General features: G+C 64.3%; 23 protein-coding genes. 15 read left to right on the forward strand and 8 right to left on the reverse strand.

Going from position 1 to position 23887, the window contains the following annotated elements; all coding sequences use genetic code 11:
* The first annotated feature begins 37 nt into the window (after positions 1-37).
* From BIWAKO_RS15150 to BIWAKO_RS15160, 3 genes are all read left to right on the forward strand, one after another.
* Positions 38-934, forward strand: a complete 897-nt coding sequence (locus BIWAKO_RS15150; RefSeq protein ID WP_069879362.1) for a dihydrodipicolinate synthase family protein — start codon at positions 38-40, stop codon at positions 932-934.
* Between the two features lie 25 nt (positions 935-959).
* A complete protein-coding gene (locus tag BIWAKO_RS15155; RefSeq protein WP_069879363.1) occupies positions 960-1634 on the forward strand; it encodes a GntR family transcriptional regulator in 675 nt (224 codons plus the stop codon).
* 118 nt (positions 1635-1752) lie between these two features.
* Complete coding sequence (locus BIWAKO_RS15160; RefSeq protein ID WP_244523453.1) at positions 1753-2142, forward strand: VOC family protein; 390 nt, start codon at positions 1753-1755, stop codon at positions 2140-2142.
* Positions 2143-2246: 104 nt separating this feature from the next.
* Here BIWAKO_RS15160 and BIWAKO_RS15165 read toward each other — a convergent pair whose 3' ends face one another.
* The 3 genes from BIWAKO_RS15165 to BIWAKO_RS15175 all read right to left on the reverse strand — a co-directional run bounded on the left by BIWAKO_RS15165 (position 2247) and on the right by BIWAKO_RS15175 (position 6173).
* Entirely contained in the window at positions 2247-3053 is an 807-nt protein-coding gene (locus tag BIWAKO_RS15165) for an SDR family NAD(P)-dependent oxidoreductase (RefSeq protein WP_069879364.1), read from the reverse strand.
* A gap of 87 nt (positions 3054-3140) precedes the next feature.
* Complete coding sequence (locus BIWAKO_RS15170) at positions 3141-4160, reverse strand: TRAP transporter substrate-binding protein (RefSeq protein ID WP_069879365.1); 1020 nt, start codon at positions 4158-4160, stop codon at positions 3141-3143.
* Between the two features lie 144 nt (positions 4161-4304).
* Positions 4305-6173 carry a TRAP transporter large permease gene (locus BIWAKO_RS15175; protein ID WP_069879366.1) on the reverse strand — a complete coding sequence of 623 codons (1869 nt, stop codon included), beginning with the start codon at positions 6171-6173 and terminating at the stop codon, positions 4305-4307.
* 317 nt (positions 6174-6490) lie between these two features.
* Here BIWAKO_RS15175 and BIWAKO_RS15180 point away from each other — a divergent pair, with 317 nt between their 5' ends.
* From BIWAKO_RS15180 to BIWAKO_RS15195, 4 genes are all read left to right on the forward strand, one after another.
* Positions 6491-7354: an IclR family transcriptional regulator gene (locus BIWAKO_RS15180; protein ID WP_069879367.1), complete on the forward strand. Its 864-nt coding sequence runs from the start codon at positions 6491-6493 to the stop codon at positions 7352-7354.
* Between the two features lies 1 nt (position 7355).
* A complete protein-coding gene (locus BIWAKO_RS15185; protein ID WP_074471558.1) occupies positions 7356-8996 on the forward strand; it encodes an acyl-CoA synthetase in 1641 nt (546 codons plus the stop codon).
* Positions 8996-9850, forward strand: coding sequence for a PCC domain-containing protein (locus BIWAKO_RS15190; protein WP_069879368.1), 855 nt, complete (start codon positions 8996-8998; stop codon positions 9848-9850). The genes BIWAKO_RS15185 and BIWAKO_RS15190 overlap by 1 nt, the downstream gene beginning before the upstream one ends.
* A 110-nt stretch (positions 9851-9960) precedes the next feature.
* Entirely contained in the window at positions 9961-10923 is a 963-nt protein-coding gene (locus BIWAKO_RS15195; RefSeq protein ID WP_069879369.1) for an alpha/beta fold hydrolase, read from the forward strand.
* 29 nt (positions 10924-10952) lie between these two features.
* Here the strand turns inward: BIWAKO_RS15195 and BIWAKO_RS15200 are convergent, their stop codons facing one another.
* Entirely contained in the window at positions 10953-12584 is a 1632-nt protein-coding gene (locus BIWAKO_RS15200; RefSeq protein ID WP_069879370.1) for an acyl-CoA synthetase, read from the reverse strand.
* Entirely contained in the window at positions 12584-13036 is a 453-nt protein-coding gene (locus BIWAKO_RS15205; protein WP_069879371.1) for a MaoC/PaaZ C-terminal domain-containing protein, read from the reverse strand. Before BIWAKO_RS15205 ends, BIWAKO_RS15200 begins: the two co-directional genes overlap by 1 nt.
* 179 nt (positions 13037-13215) lie before the next feature.
* On the opposite strand from BIWAKO_RS15205, the gene BIWAKO_RS15210 reads away from it, so the two are divergent.
* Complete coding sequence (locus BIWAKO_RS15210; RefSeq protein WP_069879372.1) at positions 13216-14094, forward strand: beta-keto acid cleavage family enzyme; 879 nt, start codon at positions 13216-13218, stop codon at positions 14092-14094.
* Between the two features lie 96 nt (positions 14095-14190).
* Here the strand turns inward: BIWAKO_RS15210 and BIWAKO_RS15215 are convergent, their stop codons facing one another.
* The gene (locus BIWAKO_RS15215; RefSeq protein WP_141740368.1) at positions 14191-15861 is read right to left on the reverse strand and encodes an arylsulfatase; all 1671 of its coding nucleotides are present in this window, start codon (positions 15859-15861) and stop codon (positions 14191-14193) included.
* 434 nt (positions 15862-16295) lie between these two features.
* Between BIWAKO_RS15215 and BIWAKO_RS15220 the strand changes: the two genes are divergently transcribed.
* The 7 genes from BIWAKO_RS15220 to BIWAKO_RS15250 all read left to right on the forward strand — a co-directional run bounded on the left by BIWAKO_RS15220 (position 16296) and on the right by BIWAKO_RS15250 (position 22292).
* Positions 16296-16775 carry an SRPBCC family protein gene (locus tag BIWAKO_RS15220; RefSeq protein WP_069879373.1) on the forward strand — a complete coding sequence of 160 codons (480 nt, stop codon included), beginning with the start codon at positions 16296-16298 and terminating at the stop codon, positions 16773-16775.
* Positions 16776-16887: 112 nt separating this feature from the next.
* Positions 16888-18255: an ABC1 kinase family protein gene (locus tag BIWAKO_RS15225; protein WP_069879374.1), complete on the forward strand. Its 1368-nt coding sequence runs from the start codon at positions 16888-16890 to the stop codon at positions 18253-18255.
* 169 nt (positions 18256-18424) lie between these two features.
* Complete coding sequence (locus BIWAKO_RS15230; protein WP_069879375.1) at positions 18425-18712, forward strand: aa3-type cytochrome c oxidase subunit IV; 288 nt, start codon at positions 18425-18427, stop codon at positions 18710-18712.
* A 22-nt stretch (positions 18713-18734) separates the two neighbouring features.
* Positions 18735-19874, forward strand: coding sequence for a Re/Si-specific NAD(P)(+) transhydrogenase subunit alpha (locus BIWAKO_RS15235; RefSeq protein WP_069879376.1), 1140 nt, complete (start codon positions 18735-18737; stop codon positions 19872-19874).
* Between the two features lie 26 nt (positions 19875-19900).
* A complete protein-coding gene (locus BIWAKO_RS15240) occupies positions 19901-20332 on the forward strand; it encodes an NAD(P) transhydrogenase subunit alpha part 2 (RefSeq protein ID WP_069879377.1) in 432 nt (143 codons plus the stop codon).
* A 6-nt stretch (positions 20333-20338) separates the two neighbouring features.
* Complete coding sequence (locus tag BIWAKO_RS15245; RefSeq protein ID WP_069879378.1) at positions 20339-21742, forward strand: NAD(P)(+) transhydrogenase (Re/Si-specific) subunit beta; 1404 nt, start codon at positions 20339-20341, stop codon at positions 21740-21742.
* A gap of 70 nt (positions 21743-21812) precedes the next feature.
* Positions 21813-22292 carry a GNAT family N-acetyltransferase gene (locus BIWAKO_RS15250; RefSeq protein WP_141740100.1) on the forward strand — a complete coding sequence of 160 codons (480 nt, stop codon included), beginning with the start codon at positions 21813-21815 and terminating at the stop codon, positions 22290-22292.
* A 152-nt stretch (positions 22293-22444) separates the two neighbouring features.
* Here the strand turns inward: BIWAKO_RS15250 and BIWAKO_RS15255 are convergent, their stop codons facing one another.
* Together BIWAKO_RS15255 and rpsU are read right to left on the reverse strand one after the other, a co-directional pair.
* Positions 22445-23290 (reverse strand): tetratricopeptide repeat protein, encoded by an 846-nt coding sequence (locus tag BIWAKO_RS15255; RefSeq protein ID WP_244523454.1) that lies wholly within the window; start codon positions 23288-23290, stop codon positions 22445-22447.
* A 235-nt stretch (positions 23291-23525) separates the two neighbouring features.
* Entirely contained in the window at positions 23526-23759 is a 234-nt protein-coding gene (rpsU, locus tag BIWAKO_RS15260; RefSeq protein ID WP_038359685.1) for a 30S ribosomal protein S21, read from the reverse strand.
* Positions 23760-23887 lie beyond the last annotated feature (128 nt).

The following is a 23887-nucleotide window of genomic DNA, read 5'->3' on the forward strand; positions in this document are numbered from 1 at the left end:
CATGTCAGACATTCATATCTCAGGAAAGCTCCCTCCAATGGCTATCGACCCAAACCGCTTTGGCCTTTCCTGCGCCATCACGACGCCGATGCGGGAGGGCGGAGCAGTCGATCTGCCTCGCCTCGTCAAGCATGCGCGCCACGTGCTGGCGGAAGGCTGTGACTCCGTCACGCTGTTCGGCACGACGGGCGAGGGCGCGGCGCTTGGCTTGCCGGCGCGTACCGCGATGCTGGGCGCGCTGGTCGGCGCCGGCGTCGATCCTGGCACGCAGATCTATGCCGGCGTCGCCGCTGCCTCGCTGCATGAATCGATCGAGCAGGCCAAGGTCGCGCTCGATATCGGCGCCAAGGGCCTGCTGGTCGCGCCGCCCTTCTACTTCAAGGGTGTCAGCGACGAGGGCCTCTTTGTCTGGTTCTCGCAGTTCTTCGAGAAGCTGGGGCCGTCCGCCCGCAACACCATCCTCTACCACATCCCATCGGTCACGGCGGTCGACATCAGCGTCGGGCTGGTCGAGCGGCTGAAGAAGGCGTTTCCGGGCATCGTCAGTGGGGTGAAGGATTCCTCGGGCAGCTATGCGAATACCGAAGCCCTGCTCAAGGCTCACGGTGAGCTTGCCATCCTGGTCGGTGACGAACGGCTGCTCGCCCGCGCGGTGAGGGCCGGTGCTCAGGGCTCGATCTGCGGCGTCGCCAATCTCGTGCCGGGGCTGCTTCGGCCGATGGTTTATGAAGGGACGGAGAGCCCGGTGGTGAATGCGCTGGTCGACGAGGTCTGCAGCTATCCGGTCCTGCCGGCAGTCAAGGCCCTGGTCGGCCATCTGCATGGCGACAAGGGCTATTGCGCGATGCGGCCGCCGCTCGAGGCCTTGAACGAGGCGCAGCGACAGCGCTTGTTCGCAGCCTTCGACACGATTACGCGGGCCAAGGCCGCCTGAGGAGCCACGAGAGGAACAGGAGCGCATGGGCGAGAACGATCAGGAGCGCGATGGCGAACCGCTGAAGCTGCGGGACAAGGCCTATGTCAGCTTCACCGAGCGGCTGCTGGCGCGCGAGATCAAGCCAGGTCAGTTCGTCACCCAGCGCGAGCTCGTGGCGATGACTGGCCTGCCGCTCGGCGCCATTCGCGAACTGATCCCGCGCCTCGAGGCGGAAGGTCTGATCAAGACCGTGCCGCAGCGCGGCATGCAGGTTGCCCATGTCGATCTCAACCTGATCCGCAATGCGTTCCAGTTCCGGCTCTTCCTCGAAAAGGAGGCGACTGCGCTCTACGTGAAAACGGCGACGGACGAAGAGATCGCCGAACAGCGTGAACGCCACGAAGCAATCATCCGGAGGGCCGAGGCGGGGGGCGACGAGACGCTGATCGAGGACGCCGAGGATGTCGACCGGCTGATGCACGAGGCGATCATCGATCATCTCGACAACGACATCGTCTCCAAGGCCTTCCGCGTCACCTGGCTGAAGATCAGGCTGATCCGTCAGTACGAGACGCGCATCCAGAACCACATCCTGGTTCCGGTGATGCAGGATCACCTGAAGATCATCTCGGCCATCGAGGCGCGTGATCCCGAACGGGCCGCAGCCGAGATGAGCGCGCATATCGGGAACGCCCGCAACCGGGCCATGAGTTACTGAAGCATGGGCTACTGAATATCGGGGCCGGAGAACGACGTATTGGCCGGCGCGGCCAAGCTGACGACCTGGCTGCCAAACCTGGTGATGGGCAAATAGCAGCGTGGTTCGGAGACAAACCTTGACGATTGCAAGACCGTCGCATGACGCGACCCAGAAGCTCATCACCTTCCTCTATTATCGCGATCTGCCGCAGGCGATGGGCTTCTACGAGGACGTGCTCGGGCTCGAGCTTGCGATCGACCAGGGCTGGTCGAAGATCTACCGCGTCACCGCGGGGGGCTATGTCGGCCTCGTCGACGAGAGCCGTGGCAGCCATCGCGCCCATCCGGTCAAGCCGGTGCAGATCTGCATCCGCGTCGCCGATGTCGACGCCTGGCATGCCTATGTCGAGAGTGTCGGTGTCTCTGCGCTGAAGCCGCCGCGCAGCCACGAGGCGCTCCGGATCAGGGCATTCGTGTTCGATGATCCGGAGGGCTATCAGATCGAGATGCAGTCGGCGCTCGTCTGAAGCATCGGCCCGAAACGGGGACTGCGGTTTTCGGGAAAGCCGATGCAAGCATAGAAGGTCAGATCATCGGAGCGGGTGCGGTGTCCGGTCCGGTATTCCAGGTGTCAGCTCGGAAAGGCTGCGACTGCGCAGCTCTGACCGCCATCGACGGGCAGGCAAACGCCGGTGATGAAGGCCGACTCCTCGGAGGCCAGGAACACGGCGGCCGCTGCAATATCCCAGGCCGTGCCCATCTTACCCATCGGTACGGCCGCGTTGCGGGCAGCGACCATCTCGTCGACCGAGGCATACTGACCCGAGATCTGTTTGTAGATCAGCGGCGTGTCGATCAGGCCCGGCATGATGCAGTTCGCCCGGATGTTCTGCCGGGCATATTGCATGGCGAGCGCCATCGTCGCCTGGTTCACCGCTGCCTTGGTGGCGTAATAGGCAAAGTAGGGGTAGCCGGTCCAGCGGATCGCGGCGAGCGAGGAGATGTTGACGATCGCGCCTCCGCCGCTCGCAAGCATAGCCGGGATGACTGCCTTGGCCGTGCGATAGACCGAGCCGAGATTGAGATCGAGCGCAGCCCTGAACTTCTCCTCGCTGAGTTCGACCGGTCCACCCATATGGGTCACGCCGACATTGTTGTGCAAAATCTGGATGCCGCCGAAACGCGCCATGGTTGCCGCGACGGCCTCATTGACCGAGCCCTGCTCAGTCACATCGGCTGCGATCGCGAGCGCTTCGCCGCCCTCCTCGCTGATGATGGCCGCTGTCTCGTCGGCAGCAGCCTGGACGAGATCGATGCAGACGACCCTTGCGCCCTCCCGCGCATAGGCGACCGCTGCCGCCTTGCCGTTGCCCCAGCCCGGGCCCGAGGAGCCGGCACCGAAAACGATCGCGGTCTTGCCCTTCAGCCGGTCGGCCATGAGATGCTTCCTTCAGGTGGCGAGTGGTTCAAATGAAAGCCCGGCGGCGCTGTTGCACCGCCGGGCTTGAAAGATGAGCGGACCGGCTCAGCTCAGGCTGCTGCCGACGGCCTTCTCGAGAATGGCCCAGGCCTCGTCGCCATACTTCTTCTTCCAGTCGGCATAGAAGCCGGCCTTGCGAAGTGCGTCGCGGAAGGGAGCCGCCTGGGTGTCGTTGATGACCATGCCCTTCGAGACGAGTTCGTCCTTGAGGCCGGCATTGAGCTTGGCGACGTCGGCGCGCTCGAGCAGCGCTGCGTCGTCGAGGTTCTTGGCGACGATCTTGCGCAGATCCTCCGGCAGCTTCTCCCAGGCCCGACGGTTCGCCAGGAACCAGAAGCCGTCCCACATGTGGTTGGTCATGGAGAGGTACTTCTGCACCTCGAAGAGCTTGGCAGTGGCGATGATCGCCAGCGGATTCTCCTGGCCGTCGACCACCTTGGTCTGCAGGGCGGTATAGACCTCGGCGAAGTTGATGCTGGCCGGGGCCGACTGGAAGGCGGTGAACATCGAGGTCCAGAGCGGGCTGACCGGCACGCGGATCTTGAAGCCCTTGAGATCGTCGGGTGTGTTGATCGGGCCCTTCGAGCTCGTCATCTGGCGGAAGCCGTTGTCCCAGATCTTGTCCATGACGACGAGATTGGCCTTGCCGATCTGGCCGCGGACATAGGCGCCGAGCTCACCGTCCAGAGCCTTCCAGACTGCATCATAGTTCGGGAAGGCGAAACCGATGCCGCTGAGCGAGGCGTTCGGCACCAAAGTCGAGAGGATCAGCGGCGACAGCGTGAAGAACTCGACGCCGCCCGAACGGACCTGGCTCAGCATGTCGGTGTCGGAACCGAGCTGATTGTTCGGGAAGATCTGGATGACGACCCGGCCCTTGGTGTCCTGCTTGATCTTCTCTGCTGCCTCGTTGGCGCGGATGTTCATCGGGTGCGCGACGGGCAGGTTGTTGGCGTATTTGTAGGTGAATTCGGCGGTCTGCGCCTCGGCCCTGCCGATATGGAAGGAGCCGATGGTGGCGGCAGCGGCTGTGCCCTGCAGCAGAGTGCGGCGTGAGATGGTCATGAGCGTTTCTCTCCCTGATCGATGTTGCTTTCACGCCGCCGCTGGTTTGCTTCGCGACGACGGGATCTCGGTTGTCCTAGATTCTCGCGTTTCGGGCTGCAAAACTGCAACCCTCACTGCGATGGTGACGACCATGCCGGAGCATCAGAGCACCCAGGTCGACAGGCCGGGCACGACCGCGATGACGACAAGGCCGATCAGCAGCGCGACGAGATAGGGCCAGATCGCGCCCATTGCCTCGTCCGGCGAGACATTGCCGATCTTGCAGGCGATGTAGAAGCCGATTCCGATCGGCGGGGTCATCAGGCCGATATTCATCGCCGTGACCACCACCATCGAATAGTGCACATCGTTGATGCCGAGATTCTTGGCGATCGGGAACATGAGCGGCGCCATCAGCACGATCGCCGGCAGGCCTTCGAGCACGCAGCCCAGAACCAGGAAGACGACGATCGTCACGGCCATGAAGGTCAGCCAGCCGCCCGGCAGGCCGGCCATGAAAGTGGCGAGGTCGCGCGCGAAGCCGGTCTGGGTCAGGGCCCAGGCCATGGCGAGCGCGGTGCCGAGGATCATCAGGATCGCGCCCGAGAGCGCCGCCGTCTCGACCAGCATCGCGTAGCATTTGCGCAGGCCAATGCCGCCATAGAGGATGATGCCGATGACGAAGGCGTAGAGCACCGCGATGGTCGAGACCTCGGTTGCGGTTGCAATGCCACCGCCGACCACTCCGCGGATCAGGAAGGGCAGAACGAGCGCTGGACCTGCGATCAAAGCGGTGCGACCGATCACGGCCATGGGCGCGCGCCGCACGCCCTTCATGTCCTCGCCGATGGCTTTCCAGCGTGCCAGAAGCGCCAGCGCGACGAGGAGCACCATGGCGATGCCGAAGCCGGCATTGAACAACCCGGCGATCGAGACGCCCGCGACCGAGCCGAGCACGATCAGGACGATGCTCGGGGGCACCGTGTCGGCCATGGCCGCGCCGGTGGAGAGGAGGGCGATCAGCTCCTTGGGCTGGTAGCCGCGGCGCTTCATCTCGGGAAAGAGCGCGGGCGCCACTGTCGCCATGTCGGAGACTTTCGAGCCAGAAATGCCCGAGACCAGGAAGAGCGAGCCGAGCAGCACATAGGACATGCCGGCGCGGACATGGCCGAGCATCGAGGCCAGGAAATCGACGATCGCCTTGCCCATGCCCGTCGCATCGAGAATGCAGCCGAGCAGCACGAAGATCGGCACGGAGAGCAGGATGATGCTCGACATGCCCTCGTCCATACGCCCAATCATCACGATCATCGGGACGCTGGTGCTGAAGGCGAGGAAGGCGAGTGTGCCGATGCCGAAGCAGAAGGCGATCGGCACGCCGGCGACGAGGCAGAGCGCGACCGTGATCACGAGAAAGATCAGGATATTGGTATAGCCGAGGCCCTTGAAGACCGGCATCAGCCCCCAGCAGGCGGCGGCGAGCCCAGCGACAAGCGCGACGGCGACGATCAGGTCCGGCAGCCTCGCGGTGCGGATGGCGTGGCGAACCGTCAGCACGAACATCAGGATGATGCCGCAGGCGATGGCGGAGACGCGCCAGCTGTTTGGAATGTTGAGCGCGGCCGAGGTGACGTAGGATTCCTCGATCGTGTAGTCGATCGCCGGGTGGATCATCGCCGCGAGGAAGGCACCCACCACGACCAGGGCCAGCGTCTGCACGAACTGGCTCATGCGCTCCGGCATCATGCCGATGAAGAGCGTCAGCTTGAGATGCTCATTGCGATCGATCGCGATCGCGGAGCCGAGCATGGCGAGCCAGAGGAAGGAGATCGAGGCGGCTTCGTCGATCCAGATAATGGGCAGGGAGAAAAGATAGCGTGTGGTGACGCCGAGCAGCAGCAGCCCGACGATCAGGAGCAGCAGCGCGGCGCTGATCATCTCGATCGGCCGCATGATCGCCGAGCCGGTGCGGATCGCATCCGTATCGAGCGGGTTCTCGGAAGGAGCAATGCTCTCGCTGGGCTGTGCCATGTCCGGGCTCACGCCTGCGTGGCCCTGGCAACGCCGGGGCGTGCGCATGTCGGAACGGAACCGCAGCGGATATTCGCTTCAGTCATGGCGCTGGCCTCCGGCCAGCCGGAATCCCGTGACAACATCTGCCCTTCCTCCCGCGCGCCGATCTTGTGAACGTTCTTGAGGCCCGGCGCGGTCCATACTGTGGATGAATGATCCAGCGGACTGGGCCAAGAATACACAAGCAGGCTTGCGTTGCAATCTATCTGAGCCCGAACTAGGCTGCTGCAAACAATCAAAGGGTCCATATTATGGACTGTATCTGAGGCCGCAGGATGGAACATTTCGTTGCATCAGCCGGCGATCTCTCGGGCTCGCAGAGTGTCGACCGGGCCTTGCGGCTCCTGGCTTTGATCGGGCGTGAGCCCGCGGGCGGGTTGCCGCTGAGCGATATCGTCATCGAAAGCGGGCTCAACAAGCCGACGGCGCGGCGGCTGCTGCTCGCCCTGATGCGCGCGGGGCTCGTCGAGCAGGAGGCTGCGTCGCGGCATTACTGCCTCGGCGAGGAGGCTTTCGTGCTGGGCGTGCTTGCCGCGCGCCGGCACGGGCTGCTCGAACTGGCCATGGAGAGCCTGAGGCGCCTGTCCGAGATCACCATGGATACGAGCTTTCTCTCGATCCAGCGCGAGAACTACGCGGTCTGCCTGCATCGGGAGGAAGGAACCTATCCGGTCCGGACCCACGCGCTGCAGACTGGCCAGCAGCACCCGCTCGGGGTCGGCGCCGGCTCGCTCGCGATGCTGGCAGCGCTGCCGGACGGCGAGGTCGAGCGGATCATGGTGGCAAATGAGAAAGCGCTGCTGACGCAGTATCCCGGGTTTCCGCCTGACGAGATCCGCGCCGATCTGGCGCTGGCCCGGGAGCGCGGCTTTTCGCTCAATCCCGGCCGGCTGGTTGCCAGTTCCTGGGGCGTCGGCATCGCCTTCCGCTATCCGGACGGCCGCGTCGCCGGCGCGCTCAGCCTGGCGGCGATCGACAGCCGCATGGTTCCCGCGCGCCAGGTCGAGTTGGCGCGCCATCTTACGACCGAAGCGGAGAGGATGGAGCGCCTGCTCGCGCAGATGTTCGTCCGCAAGACATCCCAAGGCGGCGGCCCGCAGCAGGGGGCACGCCCAATTACAAAATCGAGGAGCGCCTGACGTGACCGAAGCCCTTGCCAGCCAGGCTGCCCCGCGCGGCGGCGTCGCGCCCGTGACGCGCCGCGTGATGAACCTTGCCCATATCGTCACCCAGAATGCGCGCCGCTTCGGCCAGCGCCCTGGCTTCATCTGGGGGGACAGGCAATGGAAATGGGCCGAGATCGATGCGCAGGTTTCGGCGCTGGCCGCGGCGCTGGCGGCGCGGGGCATCGGCAAGGGCGACCGCGTCCTGGTTCATTCGAAGAACTGCGAGGCGATGTTCTTCTCGATGTTCGCGGCCTTCCGGCTTGGTGCCATCTGGGTGCCGACCAATTTCAGGCTGCTGCCGGACGAGGTCGAGTATCTCGCGACGGCGTCCGGTGCGAAGGCCTTCCTCTGCCATGGCGATTTTCCGGAGCATGCTGCGGCGGTCGCCGCTGCGGAACCCGCGCCGCGCTTTACCTGGCGTATCGGGGCGGGAGCCTTTGGCGAGGCCGAGGTCGGCGATATGATCGCGCGCCATGCCGGTGCAGACGTTGCGAATGCCGCGGTCGAGCGTGACGATCCCTGTTGGTTCTTCTTTACCTCGGGTACCACGGGGCGCTCGAAGGCTGCCGTGCTCACCCATGGCCAGATGGGTTTCGTCGTCACCAATCATCTCTGCGACCTGATGCCGGGAACGACGGAGGCGGATGCATCGCTCGTGGTCGCGCCTCTCTCCCACGGCGCGGGCGTGCACCAACTCGTCATTTCGGCGCGCGGCGCGCCGACGATCCTGCTGCCGTCGGAGCGTTTTGACGTCGACGAGGCCTATCGCCTGATCGCGCGCCACCGCATCACCAATATCTTCACCGTGCCGACGATCCTGAAGATGCTGGTCGAGCACCCGGCCGTCGACACGCATGACCACTCCTCGCTGCGCTATGTCATTTATGCCGGCGCGCCAATGTATCGCGAGGATCAGAAGGCGGCGCTTGGCAAGCTGGGCAAGGTGATCGTGCAGTATTTCGGGCTGGGTGAGGTCACCGGCAATATCACGGTGCTGCCGCCAGCCCTGCATGATCCCGAAGATGGCCCGAATGCGCGCATCGGGACCTGCGGCTTCGAGCGCACGGGAATGCAGGTCCAGATCCAGGATGATGAGGGGCGTGAGGTCGCGGCAGGGGAGCAGGGCGAAATCTGCGTCGTCGGCCCGGCCGTGTTCGCGGGCTACTACGACAACCCCGAGGCCAACGCGAAATCATTTCGCGACGGCTGGTTCCGCACGGGTGACCTCGGCCACATGGACGAACAGGGCTTTGTCTACATCACCGGGCGCGCGTCCGACATGTACATTTCCGGCGGCTCGAACATCTATCCGCGCGAGATCGAGGAGAAGATCCTGACCCATCCTGCAATCGCGGAGGTGGCCGTGGTCGGCGTGCCCGATCCGGTCTGGGGCGAGATCGGTATCGCCGTCTGCGTCGCATGTTCCGGGGCGCAGGCCAGCGAGGCGGAGCTCGCCGAGTTCCTCTCGACCAAGATCGCCCGCTACAAGATGCCGAAGCGCTTCCTGTTCTGGGAGGCGCTGCCGAAGTCGGGTTACGGCAAGGTGCCGAAGCGGCTGGTCAAGGACGAGCTTGAAGCGCGCGGCGAACTCGCCCGGATGCGGGGCGAGAGGTGATGCGGCAAATCATCCAGCCCGGTCCCGCTGCGCCTGAGCGCATTCGATGGATCGAAGCGCATGGCCGACGCTTCAGGATGTCTCTCGCGGCCGGACTTCCGCTTCTGGAAGCGGTGCGCCGCGGCTTTGCGGCTATGGGTTTCACCAGTGGCGTGGTCACGGTCGATGGGCTCGTCCTCGGACCTTTCGCCTATGTGATGCCGGCGCTGTCGAAGACACCGGAGCATGCCGCCTTCTATAGCGACACGTTTCGGCCTGCTGGCGTGACGCGCGTCGAGACGGGGGCGATGACCTTCGGCACGCGTGATGGAGCGCCCTTCTTCCACTGCCACGCGCTCTGGACGGAAGCGGACGGCAAGGTGAGCGGCGGTCATATCCTGCCGGACGACACCGTGCTCGCAGAAACGGTCACCGTACCGGCGCTGGGCCTCGATGGCGCCGGTTTTGCCGCCGCGCCCGATCCGGAGACGAATTTCAAACTGTTCGGACCGGTCGCAGTGCCGTTCTCCGGGGCTTCGCGCGAAGGGCGTTATTTCGCCCTGCGTGTGGGCCCGAATGTCGACTTCACCACGGCGCTGGAAGAGTTCTGTGCCGAACGCGGCATCCGGCGTGCCGTCATCCATGGCGGCGTCGGCAGCACCATCGGCGCGCATTTCGAGGATGGCCGGATCGTCGAGAATTTCGCGACAGAAGTCGCGATTCAGGCCGGGGTTATCGAGCCCGCGCAGGGGCGACTTGTCGCAGAGATCGATGTGGCGCTGGTCGATTTTACCGGTGCGATGGCGCAGGGCCGTCTGAGACGCGGCGACAATCCGGTGTTGATGACCTTCGAGCTAGTACTCGAGGCCTTGTAGGGCGCCAGAGGGGCCACTCAAGCCTTCGGTCGGCACCGAAGTGTTTCGAGGTGTCAGCGTGTATGCGAAGGCGCAGTCTCCCGCGCACCCAGCAAGGGCGGGAGCCAGCCATGAACATAGCTTCGATCAACACAGCGCGCGCCGTCGGCGCGGGCGAGGTCATGAGGTTGACGGAAACGGCCGAGATGCCCGGCTTGCTGGTCCGGCGTGTGGCTGGAGCTGGGCCGTGCGTCGTCTACGTTCATGGCGCGACCTTTCCGTCGGCCCTTTCTGTTGCATACCGCTTCGACGGGCGTTCCTGGATGGACGACCTGCAGGAGCGCGGCTTCGATGTCTGGAGCTTTGATTTCGCAGGCTATGGCGGCTCGGACAGGCCCGCGAGCTTCCTTGCCCAGGCGCATGACAATGCGCCATCCGGGCGCGCGCCAGAGGCCGCGAAACAGCTGGCGCGGGTGATCGAGCACGTGCTGAATGTTACTGGAAGGGCCCGCGTGTCGCTCATCGCGCATTCCTGGGGCACGATCGTCGCCGGGCTCATTGCCTCGCTGCATCCGGAGCGTGTCGAGCGGCTGGTCCTGTTCGGGCCCATCGCGCAGCGCAAGACCCCAGTCCTCCTTGCGCCCGAAAGCATCGGGGCGTGGCGTCTCGTCTCGGTTGCCGACCAGCTCGCGCGCTTCATCGAGGACGTCCCGCAAGGTCACTCCCCGGTCCTGATTGAACCCACACTCGCAGACTGGGGTCGAGCCTATCTCGCCAGCGATGCGCAAGCCGCAATCAGGAGGCCTGAACCGGCGGTCAAAATCCCCGCAGGGCCTCGCGCTGATATCGCCTCGGCCTGGTCGGGGCGGCTCGGCTACGACCCCTCTCACATCACGGCGCCGACCCTGATCGTGCGCGGCGCCTGGGACGGCCTGTGCAGGGATGGCGATGCACAATGGCTGCGCGGGCGGCTTGGCTCGAGCGAAACCCGAGATGTCGTCATTCCCGAGGGCACGCATCTGATGCATCTCGAACAGGCGCGCTCTGGGCTGTTCGAGGCGACAGGGGCCTTCCTCATGAAGAGAGGCCTATGAAGATCTGGCTTTGAACCACCTCCGCCTGGCTATTCGCCGCCCCGCTTCCTTGCGATCTCCTGGTCCCGCAGATCCTTGCGCCTGATCTTGCCGGTCGGGGTCATCGGCAATTCCGTCACGAACTCGATCTCGCGCGGATACTGGTAGGCGGCGAGGCGCGATTTGACGAAATCCTGGATCTCGGCGGCGAGCGCCGCCGAGGCGGTGATCTCCGGTTTCGGCAGGACAAAAGCCTTGACCACCTCCGTCCGCAGCGGGTCCGGGCTGCCGACCACCGCGACCATCAGCACGGCGGGGTGGCGGATGATGCAATCCTCGATATCGCCGGGGCCAATGCGATAGGAGCCGCTGGAAATGATGTCGTCATCACGGCCCTGAAACCAGAAATAGCCGTCTTCGTCGCAGGCGCCGGTATCGCCGGTGACGAGCCAGTCGCCAACGAACTTCGCCGTCGTCGCCTCGGGTTGGCGCCAGTATTCCAGCATCATCACGGGGTCAGGTCGCGCGACCGCAATCAGCCCCTGCTCTCCCGCAGGCAGGACCGCGCCCTCTGGCGAGATCACCGCGACGCGATGGCCGGGAACGGCCCGCCCCATCGAGCCCGGTCTGACCGGGAACAGGCTGGCGCAGTTGGAGACGATCAGATTGGCCTCGGTCTGGCCGTAGAATTCGTTGACCTCGAAGCCGAAAGTTTCCTTGCTCCAGGCCAGCATGTCGGCGCCGAGCGTTTCGCCGCCGGTGCCGATCGAGCGCATCGCATAGGCGTAACGCTCTCCTGGATTGCGAACCTGCCGCATCAGCTTCAGCGCTGTCGGTGGCAGGAAGGCGTTACGGATGCTGTGGCGCGCCATCAGGTCGAAGGCTGCCTCCGGATCGAATTTGCGGGCTCGCGAGGCCAGCACCGGAACGCCGAAATACAGGCTCGGCAGCAGAACATCGAGCAACCCGCCGGCCCAGGCCCAGTCCGCCGGCGTCCAGAATAGGTCGCCGGCCTGCGGGAAGAATTCCTGCGGCAATTGCACGCCGGGCAGGTGGCCGAGCAGCACACGGTGCGCATGCAGCGCGCCCTTGGGCTTTCCCGTGGTGCCGGAGGTGTAGATGATCAGCGCCGGATCGTCGGGCGTGGTGTCGAGCGGCGTGAACCGGTCGGACGCCTTGTTCAACTCGCTCCAGAAGTCGAGATGGCCCGCGCCGTCGATCAGGAAGATCCGCCTGAGTTCCGGCAGGCTCGCGCGGATCGCCTCGATCTTGGCGATGTTCTCGCCGTCGGTGATCAGCGTACAGGCGCCGCTATGCTGCAGCCGGTGTTCGAGCGCATCCGGCCCGAACTGGGTGAATAGCGGCAGGGCGATCGCACCCATCTTGTAGATGGCGAGATGGGCCATCGCCGTTTCCGGGCGTTGCGGCAGCAGAATGCCGACGCGCTCACCCGGTCTGACGCCGTGGCCACGCAGCATATTGGCGAGCCGGTTTGTGCCGAGCTTGAGTGCGTCGAAACTCATCGTTGCGACGCTGTGCCCCTGGTCCTCATAGATCAGCGCCGGCTTGCCACTGCCATCCGCGTGGCGGTCGCAGGCTGCGACGCCGATATTGAACCGCTCGGGGATCTGCCAGACGAACCGCTCAAAGGTCTCGCGAAAGCTGGGGCGCCGTTCCAACATCAACCCTGATCCTCGGTGCGGCGCTTCATCAGCAGCTTGAGATGGCCGGTCTGGATGTGCTCGCCGCGCTGGTTGTGCACCTCGAGGCGCAGGGTGACGATGCCGCGGTCCGGCTTGCGGCTGGGTATCTTCTCGACCGCTGTGACGACGGCATGGACCGTGTCGCCGATCTTCACCGGCCCGGTAAATGTCCAGTGCAGATCGAGCAGGCCCATGGTGGTGGCATCGATCAGGTTCTGCTGCGACATCAGGCCGATCGCCATGGCGAGCGTCAGCGGGCCGTGGGCGATGCGCTCGCCGAAGGGCGTGCCTGCGCAATATTCGCTGTCGACATGCAGCGGGTTGAAATCGCCGGAAAGGCCGGCGAACAGCGTGATATCGCCCTCGCCGACGGTGCGCCCGCGGGTCGTGATGCTGCTGTCGAGGTCAAAGTCCTCGAAATGGAGCCCCATCCGTTCCTCCCCGCTTTGGTGCATTCTAGCGTGCTGGCGCGGGCTGCTGGCAAGGCCGAAGCAGAGCTCATTTGCTCACCGCGGTGTTGCACTGATGGTGAGTCCCGGTGCTCTCTTGCTGGGACATCGAAGGGGACGCTCGCCCGGTTCCCAACACCCTGGCCTGAGGACGAAACGCCGTGAGCACGATCTGGATCGAAGCCGCGATCAACGGTCCCTGGGGCAGGGAGCGCCAGCCCGGCATTCCGATCAGCATCCCCGAGATCGTTGCCGATGGCATTGCGGCGGTCGAGGCCGGGGCGGCCATTGTCCATCTTCATGTCTATGACGTCGTGACTGGCCGCCAGCGCGACGATTGGGAGCTCTATGCGCAAGCGATCGAGGGCATCCGCGCCAAGGTCGACGCCATCGTCTATCCGACCATCCCCATCGTCGGCTCCGGCTATGCCGGCGATATCGTCGGTTCCGGCCGCTACTGGCACCTGGAGGAGCTGGCGAAGCGCGGCCTAGCCGAGTGGGGAGTGCTCGATCCCGGGTCCTGCAACTGGACGACCTTTGCGGGTATCCCGCAAGGCGAGGCAGGCTTCATCTATCAGAACCCCGGCGAGCATATTCGCGAGGGCATGGAGGTGGCGCAGCGCCACAAGGTCCATCCGAGCTATGCCATCTATGAGCCCGGTTTCACACGCCTCGGGGCCGCGCTGGCCAAGGCCTATCCCGGCATGCCGATGCCGATCTACCGGCTGATGTTCTCGGACGCCTTTGCCTGGGGCTTCCCGCCGAGGGCCTATGCGCTCGAAGCCCATCTTGCGCTGCTTGCCGAGGTTGCGCCGCGGGCACCGGTGATGATCGCGGGGCTAGGCGTCGAACTCGGCGACCTGATTCCGCACGCGGTCGCGCAGGGCGTGCATGTTCGCGCCGGATTGGAAGACGCCCCGTTCGGTGAACGCCGCAGCAATGCGGAACTGATCGCAGAGGCGGTCCGCCGCGTCGAGGCAGCCGGCGGACGGGCAGCGAGCGCAACCGAGGTGAGGGCAGATCTGAGCGCGCGGGGATGAGAGCTCCGCTCGGGAGCTGCCGAGATCGAAAGCTCGAAGCAACAAACGGGCGGCCTGCATGGACCGCCCGTCATGCATATGCAGGCGTGCGCTTCGTTACTTAGCCATCGCAGCTCGCGCCGCCTCGATCTTCGCCTTCACGGCATCGAGATTGAAGCTCGCGCCCCTCTGCATCGGCGGGAACTCAATCGCCGTCATCGCCAACTTCTCGACTTGTTGCTGAACGAAGACGAAGCGCCAGAACTCATATTTGAACCATTGAAAGTACTCCTGCGAGCCGGACTTGGTCCCATTCTCGGGCCAACCCGTGCGCTCGAACGGATCGAGGCGAAGGTTGGTCAAATAAGGTACGTCAACCTTGGTCTTGTCGCCGAGCCAGCCGCCGGGCTGATCAATGAACCGGTACTTGTAGTCGCCAATTCGCACGGCGCCGAGTTCACTTTCCCCGAAGTAATAGATTTCGTTGCGAGTCGACTGGCCCTTGCCGGTAATCATCTCCATCTGGTTGTAGCCGTCCAGATAGACCTTGTAGGTCCGGTCGCCGATCTGCTTACCCTTCTTCAGTTCTTCGGTGATGTTCGGGTTGCCGGCTGCGGCCAGGAACGTCGGGAACCAGTCGAGCCCTGAGATGATACCGCTCTCGACCTTGCCCGCCGGCACTTTGCCCGGCCAGCGGATCATCGCCGGCGCACGGAAGCCGCCTTCCATGATCGTCCCCTTGCTCTGCGCGAACGGCGTCTGGCCACCGTCCGGCCAGGTGAAGACCTCGGTGCCATTGTCGGTGGTGAACACCACGATGGTGTTGTCATCCACGCCCATATCCTTGAGCTTCTTCATTACCAAACCGACATCGTCATCGAGTTGGGCCATGCCGGCCTCATGGATGGACCAGCCATTCGTCGAGTTCCGCATCGCCTCGTATTTCGGCGACAGGTGCGTGACGATGTGCATCCGGGTCGGATTGAGCCACAGGAAGAATGGCTTGTTGTCCGCCTTGGCCTTATCGAGGAACTTGAAGGAAAGGTCGCGGATTTCGTCATCCACGGTTTCCATGCGCTTCGGGCACAGCTCCCCTGCGTCCGTGATCGTCTGCTTTCCGACCTTGCCCCAGCGTGGATCGACGCTTGAATCGTCGGTGGTGCTGGCGAAGGAGTGGACCATATTGCGCGGGCCGACCTGCGACCTGAGGTTCTGCGGGTAGTTCGGATGGCAGGGGTCTTCCATCGCATCGAGGTGATAGAGGTAGCCGAAGAACTCGTCGAACCCGTGTACCGTCGGCAGGAACTCGTTCTTGTCGCCAAGATGGTTCTTGCCGAACTGGCCGGTAGCGTAGCCCATCCCCTGGAGCGCGGTGGCAATCGTGACGGCCTCTGCAGGCAGCCCGGTCGGGGCGCCGGCCTGGCCAACCGTGGTCATGCCGGTGCGGATCGGCAGTTCGCCTGTAATGAAATTGGCGCGCCCGGCCGTGCAGCTCGCTTCGGCGTAATAGTCTGTGAACAGCATGCCTTCCGCGGCGAGCTTGTCGAGGTTCGGCGTCCGGCCCGCCATCATGCCTCGGTGGTAGGCGCCGATGTTCCAGATGCCGATGTCGTCCCCCATGATGAAGACGATGTTGGGCCGCTGCTGCTGTGCGGGTGGCTGTGCCGGCGCTTGCGCGGCAGCGGGGCCGATGAGCGCGAGCGATATCAGCGTCGCCGTGCCGAACAGCGCGGCGCGGGATCGTGCCCGCCAATCGGGAACTGATTGGCGGGGGCAGCTTCCATCCATCGGTGTTTCGATTTCAATACGACCAGACGCCATCGGACCCTCCAATACAGGATGAATCTCAGATTGATGCGTGAGAGGGTTCTCGATGGATACATCGAGAACCGATTTCGCGGCGCGAAATCATTTTGCTGTGCTGATGCGCCAAATATTCGGTTTCAGATATGCCGGAAATATCGAGCAGTTGGGGCAACAAATGTTGGGTGGATTGTTCAATCAACCCTAAAACGGCTTCGATCCAACTGCTCGTCGTTAGCATAATCGCGGGGATCTTAAATACAAAGGGGAAATGACGCTTGTGGCACGGCTGCCGGTTGCGTCGTATCCATTGGGCTCTTGGTGTTGCGGGTGGTGCACCGGACGTCCGCTACGGTAAGGTGGCTGGCGTGGTTGCGCTGACACCGGGGCGCGCAAGCTGAGGCCGGCAAGGAGTGGGCATGGCTCATCGGGGCGGTGGGACGCGAACAGATACCGCTTCCAGGCGCATCGGGGCTTCGCCGCAAGCCATCTATCGGGCGTTGCTTGACCCGCAGGCGTTGGCGTCCTGGCTCCCGCCCCGGGGTATGACCGGTGCGGTTCTCTTGTTCGAGCCGAGGGCAGGCGGGCGCTATCGCATCGTCCTGACCTATGAGGCATCGCAGCATTCAGTGTCCGGCAAGACCTCGGAGGACACCGACATCGTTCAAGGGCTTTTTCTGGAATTGCTTCCCGACGAGCGGATCGTCCAGTCGGTCGAGTTCGTGTCGGAGGATCCGTCCTTCGCAGGCACGATGACGATGACATGGAGCTTCGCTCCGGTCGGGGGCGGCACAGAGGTCGCCATCCGCTGCGAGAATGTACCCGCGGGCATCCGGCCGGAGGATCACGACGTGGGCTTGCGGTCGACCTTGGCGAATCTCGCGGCCTTTCTCGCATGAGGGGTGCCGTCGGCGCACCGTGCTGCCGCGACGGGGCAACATGCGGCATTGGTTCTGCCGTGATCGTGCCCTACATCCTGGGCGCCACCCTGCAGCCGATCCTGTGAGCGACATGTCCGAACGTGACAGCGAAGCCAATCGTTTCTCCGCCCGCGCAGCCCGTTACGCTCGCGTCGGGGCGAATGTCGGTGGGGTCGCGGCGCGCATTGCCGGGACGCGGCTGCTCGGGCTGGAAGGCCGTAATCTCAGCAATGCCGAGGCGCTGGCCAAGGCGCTGGGTGGGCTGAAGGGGCCAATCATGAAGGTGGCGCAACTCGTCGCCACCATTCCCGACGTCGTGCCGCCGGAATACGCCGCCGAGTTGCAGAAGCTGCAATCGCAGGCGCCGCCGATGGGGCCGGCCTTCGTCAAGCGCCGCATGATGGCGGAGCTCGGGCCGCAATGGCGCACGCGCTTCGCCGAGTTCGACCTGAAGCCTGCGGCGGCAGCTTCGCTCGGCCAGGTGCACAGGGCAACGACGCATGATGGCGTGCCGGTTGCCTGCAAACTGCAATATCCGGATATGGAATCGGCGGTCGAGGCAGATATCGCCCAGCTCGACGTCCTGTTTGCGCTGCATCGACGCATGGATCCGGTGATCGACACCACAGAGATCGCCAAGGAGATCGGCGCGCGGGTGCGAGAGGAGCTCGACTATGTCCGCGAGGCGAAACATATCGCGCTTTACCGCGCGATGCTGGCCGAGACGTCGGATGTGCGCGTGCCGGCGCTGGAAGCCGGGCTGTCGACCCGCCGGCTCTTGACCATGCACTGGCTCGAGGGTGACCGAATCCTTGACCATAAGCAGGATGGGCAGGAGTCCCGCGATCGGATCTCGACCGCGATGTTCCGTGCCTGGTGGCGCCCCTTCAGCCATCACGGCGTCATTCACGGCGATCCGCATCTCGGAAACTACACGGTGTTCTCGGAAGAGGGGGCGCCACAAGGCATCAACCTGCTCGATTATGGCTGCATCCGGATCTTCCCACCCTCCTTCGTCGGCGGGGTGGTCGATCTCTATCGCGGCCTCCTGGAGAATGACCAGGCGCGCGTGATCCACGCTTATGAAACCTGGGGCTTCAAGGGGCTGACCAAGGAGTTGGTTGACACCCTCAACATCTGGGCGCGTTTCATCTACGGGCCGTTGCTGGAGGACAGGACCCGGCGCATCGCCGAAGATGTCAGTCCGGCGGAGTATGGCCGCAAGCAGGCCTTCCAGGTGCACCAGGCGCTGAAGAAGCGCGGACCGGTGACCGTGCCGCGTGAGTTCGTCTTCATGGACCGCGCCGCGATCGGCCTCGGCGGCGTCTTCCTGCATCTCGATGCCGCGCTGAATTTTCATCGCCTGTTCGAGCAGGAAATCGAGAATTTCTCGACCGAGCATGTGGCTAAAGTTCAGGCGAAGGCACTCGATCGCGCCGGACTCGCCGCTGCGCATTGACGGGGATGTTCGTTCCGGCATCCCCGTTGTTTCCAGGGCTTTGCAGAGCAAGCGGTTTCACTGCCTGAAATGCTCCTGAAACAGGCGGCGATGGCGTGTTGACGCGTTGCCAGACCCTTCGCTGGTGCGCTACACGGCAATGAGACCTTTTTATGCGGGAACAGTTTTTATGGCCCACCACGGACACAGCGCAGCCGATGCTCCGCAGATGGATTATCCGGAACACGAGCGGACCTATCGCGGCTTCGTCCACATGGCCGAAGTCACCACCGCAGCTTGCCTTGCCATCGTCGCTGCACTCGCCGTCGGTGGCACCAAGCACGCCTGGGGTACTGCGGTCGTCGGCACGCTCCTGACCCTCGTCGCCACCGGCGTCGGCATTGCCGCTCCCTCGCTGTCCTGGCGCGCACCGGCGGTTCCGCTGGTTCTGATGCTGCTCGCGCTCCTCCTGATGTAACGCCGGAAAGGCCCCGCCTGCCATGCGCATTGCTGTCCCAGCCGAAACGCAAGGGACGGAGACCCGCGTCGCCGTGACGCCGGAAACCGTCCGCAAGTTCATTGGCCTCGGGGCCGATGTCGCAGTGGAGAAGGGGGCGGGGCTCGCTTCCGGTATTACCGACGCTGACTACCAGGCTGCCGGCGCGACCACCGCCAAGAACGCCAAGGAGGCGCTGAAGGGCGCCGATATCGTTCTCAAGGTGCGCCGCCCGGCCGAGAGCGAACTCGCCGGCCTGCCGGCAGGCGCGCTCGTCATCGGCATCATGGATCCTTACGGTAACGAGGCCGCAGTCGAAGGCCTTGCGAAGGCCAATGTTGCTGCTTTCGCCATGGAATTTATGCCGCGCATCACCCGTGCGCAGGTGATGGACGTCCTGTCCTCTCAGGCCAATCTCGCCGGCTATCGGGCCGTGATCGACGGCGCCGCCGAGTATGGCCGGGCTCTGCCGATGATGATGACGGCGGCAGGCACGGTTCCCGCGGCGAAGATCTTCATCATGGGCGTCGGCGTTGCCGGCCTGCAGGCGATCGCGACTGCGCGGCGTCTCGGCGCCATCGTCACCGCGACCGACGTGCGCCCCGCCACCAAGGAACAGGTCGAGTCACTCGGCGCAAAATTCCTCGCCGTCGAGGACGAGGAATTCAAGCAGGCGCAGACCGCCGGCGGCTACGCCAAGGAAATGTCGCCGGAATACCGGGCAAAGCAGGCCGAGCTCACCGCCGGCCACATCGCCAAGCAGGACATCGTCATCACCACCGCGCTGATCCCGGGCCGCCCGGCGCCGAAGTTGATCACGGCCGCGATGGTCGAAAGCATGAAGGCGGGTTCGGTGATCATCGATCTCGCTGTCGAGCGCGGCGGCAATTGCGAACTCGCCAAGCCGGGCGAGATCGTGACCACGCCGAATGGCGTCAAGATCGTGGGCCATCTGAATGTGCCCGGGCGTCTACCTGCGACATCCTCCAGTCTCTACGCCAAGAATCTCTTCGCCTTCGTCGAAACGCTGATCGACAAGGCCGAGAAGAAGCTCGCCGTGAACTGGGACGACGAATTGGTGAAGGCGACTGCGCTGACTCGGGACGGCGCGGTGATTCATCCGAATTTCGCGCCGAAGGCCTGAAGCATCGCTAGGGGGAGTGTCCGACCATGGCTAATCCGACACCTGAACAAGCGCTCGAGCAGGCCCGCTCGGCGGCTGCCCTCGCGAAACAGGCTGCAGAACTGGCGGAGCGCTATGCCGAGCAGGCTGCGGCCGCCGCTGGCGCTGCTACCGGCGTGGACCCGACGGTCTATCGGCTTGCGATCTTCGTGCTCGCGGTCTTCGTCGGCTACTATGTCGTCTGGTCGGTGACACCGGCACTCCACACGCCGCTGATGTCGGTGACCAATGCGATCTCCTCCGTCATCGTCGTCGGCGCGCTGCTCGCCGTCGGCGTGAATGCGGCGCCTGCTCTGGGCGACGGTCCGATCTGGGCCAAGATTTTTGGCTTCGTCGCGCTGGTCCTGGCGTCCGTGAACATCTTTGGCGGCTTCCTCGTCACCGAGCGCATGCTCTCAATGTACAAGAAGAAGGGCTGAGCGCACATGGCTGCTAATCTCTCTGCCCTTCTCTACGTCGTCTCCGGCGTCCTGTTCATCATGGCCTTGCGGGGCCTGTCGCATCCGACGACCTCGCGTCAGGGCAATCTCTACGGCATGGTGGGCATGGGCATCGCCATTGCCACCACCGTGATCTTCTATCCGCCTTCCGGCTTCTCCGGCTGGTTCCTGGTCGTTCTCGGCATCGCTATCGGCGGCGGCATCGGCGCCTACATGGCCCGGCGCGTGCAGATGACCCAGATGCCGCAGCTTGTTGCCTTCTTCCACTCGCTGGTTGGTCTGGCGGCAGTGCTGGTCGCGGCAGCGGCGCTCTACGCGCCGGAGGCCTTCGGCATCGGTCAGGTCGGCAAGATCAAGGGCGCAAGCCTGTTCGAGATGGCGCTGGGCTGCGCCATCGGCGCGATCACCTTCACGGGCTCGATCATCGCCTTCCTGAAGCTCGACGGGCGCATGAGCGGCAAGCCGATCATGCTGCCGCAGCGCCACGGCATCAATATCGGCCTCGGTATCGCGCTGGTCGTGCTGCTGTTGTTCTTCCTGAAGAGCGAGAGCCATGCGGCCTTTTGGCTGATCGTGCTCGTCTCCTTCGCGCTCGGTGTGCTGCTGATCGTGCCGATCGGCGGTGCCGACATGCCGGTCGTCGTCTCCATGCTCAATTCCTATTCGGGCTGGGCGGCGGCGGGCATCGGCTTCACGCTCGGCAATATGGCGCTGATCATCACCGGCGCGCTGGTTGGCTCTTCCGGCGCGATCCTGTCCTATATCATGTGCAAGGGCATGAACCGGAGCTTCATCTCGGTCATCCTCGGTGGCTTCGGCGGCGAGACCACTGGCCCTGCCGGCGGTGCCGCGGAGGCTCGGCCCGTGAAGCAGGGCTCGGCCGACGATGCGGCCTTCATCATGAAGAATGCCGGCAAGGTCATCATCGTGCCAGGCTACGGCATGGCGGTGGCGCAAGCCCAGCATGCGCTGCGCGAGATGGCCGACGCACTGAAGAAGGAAGGCGTCGAGGTCAAATACGCCATCCACCCAGTCGCAGGCCGCATGCCGGGGCACATGAACGTGCTGCTCGCCGAAGCGAATGTGCCCTATGACGAGGTCTTCGAACTGGAGGACATCAACTCCGAGTTCGGCCAGGCGGATGTCGCCTTCGTCATCGGAGCCAATGACGTCACCAACCCTTCGGCCAAGACCGACCCGCAGTCGCCGATCTACGGCATGCCGATCCTTGATGTCGAAAAGGCCAAGACCGTGCTCTTCATCAAACGCGGCATGGGCTCGGGATATGCCGGCGTCGAGAACGAGTTGTTCTTCATGCCCAACACGATGATGCTGTTCGGGGACGCCAAGAAGGTCACCGACGAGATCGTCAAGGCAATGGCGCACTGAGCCGCCGGGCCCACGGCAAGTTGCAAGGGGCCGGCGTCTCGCTGGCCCTTTTCTTTTGGAGTTTCGAACGGTGGGCATCACGATCAGACCGATGGCGGAGGCGGACCGCCTTGCAGTGCTGGCCCTGCTGCTGGAACTGACCGCCCATGAAGCGGGCCTGAGTCCGGCGCGCGGGACCGGGCCGGAGGTGGCCGCGGCCTGCCTGGCAGATGATCGTGAGAAGGCGGACGAGACCGGCGGTGCGCTGATGGTCGCCGAGAGCGACGGCCGCGTCGTCGGCTATCTCGCGCTGCAGCTTGTCCGGACCGGCCCGTTCGTACACGAGCACCTGCGCGATCACGTCTATATCGAGAATATCGTCGTTGGCGCCGCGGAGCGTGGGACCGGCATCGGCCAGATCCTGCTGGCGGAAGCCGAGCGCTTTGCACGGGCGACAGGGCGCAAGGTCCTCCATCTCGGTGTACTGGAGGGCAATGACCTCGCGCTCAAGGCTTATCGCCGTGCAGGCTTCGAGACGGCCTCCGTGGATATGATGAAGGTGCTGGACTGAGCGTGGCTGTGCCGCCTCGGTGATCGGGGGCGAGCCGGCGGCGCGCATGGTTGGCCCCCGGAGATCATCGCTCCCCCGTCAATCTGACGAATGGTGTCGTTGCCAGCCAGGGACGCCGCGCCGTCGAGCAGCGCGGCGTCCTGGCGCGCTGGTCAGCGGAAGAGGCTGCCTCCGCCGAGGCGCGCCTGGCCGGCGCGTGCGGTTGCGTTGTTGCTGTCCAGGCTCAGGGCGCGCTGATAGTTCTCGGCCGCTTCTGTCTTCTTGCCGAGCTTTTCGCTGGCGAGCCCACGACCGGCCCAGGCCTCGGCGTTGCGGTTGTCGACGTTGAGCGAAGCCGTGAAGTCCTCGATCGCCTGCTCGAACTTTCCGACCGCGATCAGGCTCTGGCCGCGGGCCGTATAGGGCGGGGCGTTGTAGGGATTGCGATCGATGACCGAGTCGAAATCGGTGATCGCGTGCTGGTGCTGGCCTTCCTTCTGATAGACCAGACCACGGGCATGGAAGGCTTCGGCCGATTCCGGGTTCAGGCGGATTGCGGTGTTGAGGTCGGACAACGCCTGCTGACTGTTGCCCTGCTGGCGCAGCAGGTTGGCACGCCCGATATAGGCCGGGGCATAGTTCGGGTTGGCTGTGGTGGCGCGGTTGAAGTCTGCCATCGCCGCGTCATTGCGGCCGCTCTGGCGCAGCGCCAGAGCGCGATTGGTGTAGGCCGAGGCCAGGTTCGGGTCGATCTGCACCGCCTTGGTGAAATCGGAGATCGCGTCGGAGTACCGGCCGGCACGGGCATAGGCCGCGCCGCGGGTGTTATAGGCCTGCGGATCGTTGGGGTTGCGGTTGATGACCTCGCTGAGCGAGCCGATATTCACGCTCGCATTGGCGGATGATTCCGCATCGACCTCGGCAATTGCGCTCTGTGAGCCCAGATTGGAAACGGTGTCGCATCCTGCCAGCGCGACGGCGATGCCGGCTGCAGCCAGCCAGCTCTTGCCTCGAAACATGCTCTGCCTCATCGGTCCCGGTTCTGTGCCTCGACTGCCATGCTCGACCCCGTTGGTCGTCATGACCTGATTGCGCTCCCCAGCCGACAGCGCCCCTTCACGCGAGAACGCCTGCATCCTGCCAAGCTTTGGTTAACGCCGCCGAAAAAGCAACAACGCCCGGAGAGGCTCCAGGCGCTGTTTCAACATGACGCATCCGTGCGAAGCGGCCAACGCGGCCGCCCTCAGCCGGAGATCAGGGGCGCTTGGGCTTCACCGGCGCGGGCAGAAGGCCCTCGCGCTGCAGCTTCTTGCGGACCAGTTTGCGGGCGCGGCGGACGGCTTCCGCCTTCTCGCGCGCCTTCTTCTCGGAAGGCTTCTCGTAATGACCGCGGAGCTTCATCTCCCGGAAAATGCCTTCGCGCTGCATCTTTTTCTTGAGAGCGCGAAGAGCCTGATCGACATTGTTGTCGCGAACGAGAACCTGCACGTGATTGTCCGTCTTTAGCGGGTTGGTCAAGATTTCGGGCCCGGCGAAGTTTTTCAACTCGCAGGAAGGGTTGTGCGGATAACAGAATTCAATTCGGCTGTCCACGCCGGAAGAGCCGGAGAACGTGG

The sequence above is a fragment of the Bosea sp. BIWAKO-01 genome (assembly GCF_001748145.1).
In the GTDB taxonomy this organism is placed as follows: Bacteria; Pseudomonadota; Alphaproteobacteria; order Rhizobiales; family Beijerinckiaceae; genus Allobosea.

Bases quoted from the DNA above. Each gene is read 5' to 3' on its own strand.
- BIWAKO_RS15150 (WP_069879362.1), top strand. From the start codon at position 38: ATGGCTATCGACCCAAACCGCTTTGGCCTTTCCTGCGCCATCACGACG.
- BIWAKO_RS15155 (WP_069879363.1), top strand. From the start codon at position 960: ATGGGCGAGAACGATCAGGAGCGCGATGGCGAACCGCTGAAGCTGCGG.
- BIWAKO_RS15165 (WP_069879364.1), bottom strand. From the start codon at position 3,053: ATGGCCGACCGGCTGAAGGGCAAGACCGCGATCGTTTTCGGTGCCGGC.
- BIWAKO_RS15170 (WP_069879365.1), bottom strand. From the start codon at position 4,160: ATGACCATCTCACGCCGCACTCTGCTGCAGGGCACAGCCGCTGCCGCC.
- BIWAKO_RS15175 (WP_069879366.1), bottom strand. From the start codon at position 6,173: ATGGCACAGCCCAGCGAGAGCATTGCTCCTTCCGAGAACCCGCTCGAT.
- BIWAKO_RS15180 (WP_069879367.1), top strand. From the start codon at position 6,491: ATGGAACATTTCGTTGCATCAGCCGGCGATCTCTCGGGCTCGCAGAGT.
- BIWAKO_RS15190 (WP_069879368.1), top strand. From the start codon at position 8,996: ATGCGGCAAATCATCCAGCCCGGTCCCGCTGCGCCTGAGCGCATTCGA.
- BIWAKO_RS15195 (WP_069879369.1), top strand. From the start codon at position 9,961: ATGAACATAGCTTCGATCAACACAGCGCGCGCCGTCGGCGCGGGCGAG.
- BIWAKO_RS15200 (WP_069879370.1), bottom strand. From the start codon at position 12,584: ATGTTGGAACGGCGCCCCAGCTTTCGCGAGACCTTTGAGCGGTTCGTC.
- BIWAKO_RS15205 (WP_069879371.1), bottom strand. From the start codon at position 13,036: ATGGGGCTCCATTTCGAGGACTTTGACCTCGACAGCAGCATCACGACC.
- BIWAKO_RS15215 (WP_141740368.1), bottom strand. From the start codon at position 15,861: ATGGATGGAAGCTGCCCCCGCCAATCAGTTCCCGATTGGCGGGCACGA.
- BIWAKO_RS15220 (WP_069879373.1), top strand. From the start codon at position 16,296: ATGGCTCATCGGGGCGGTGGGACGCGAACAGATACCGCTTCCAGGCGC.
- BIWAKO_RS15225 (WP_069879374.1), top strand. From the start codon at position 16,888: ATGTCCGAACGTGACAGCGAAGCCAATCGTTTCTCCGCCCGCGCAGCC.
- BIWAKO_RS15230 (WP_069879375.1), top strand. From the start codon at position 18,425: ATGGCCCACCACGGACACAGCGCAGCCGATGCTCCGCAGATGGATTAT.
- BIWAKO_RS15235 (WP_069879376.1), top strand. From the start codon at position 18,735: ATGCGCATTGCTGTCCCAGCCGAAACGCAAGGGACGGAGACCCGCGTC.
- BIWAKO_RS15240 (WP_069879377.1), top strand. From the start codon at position 19,901: ATGGCTAATCCGACACCTGAACAAGCGCTCGAGCAGGCCCGCTCGGCG.
- BIWAKO_RS15245 (WP_069879378.1), top strand. From the start codon at position 20,339: ATGGCTGCTAATCTCTCTGCCCTTCTCTACGTCGTCTCCGGCGTCCTG.
- BIWAKO_RS15255 (WP_244523454.1), bottom strand. From the start codon at position 23,290: ATGTTTCGAGGCAAGAGCTGGCTGGCTGCAGCCGGCATCGCCGTCGCG.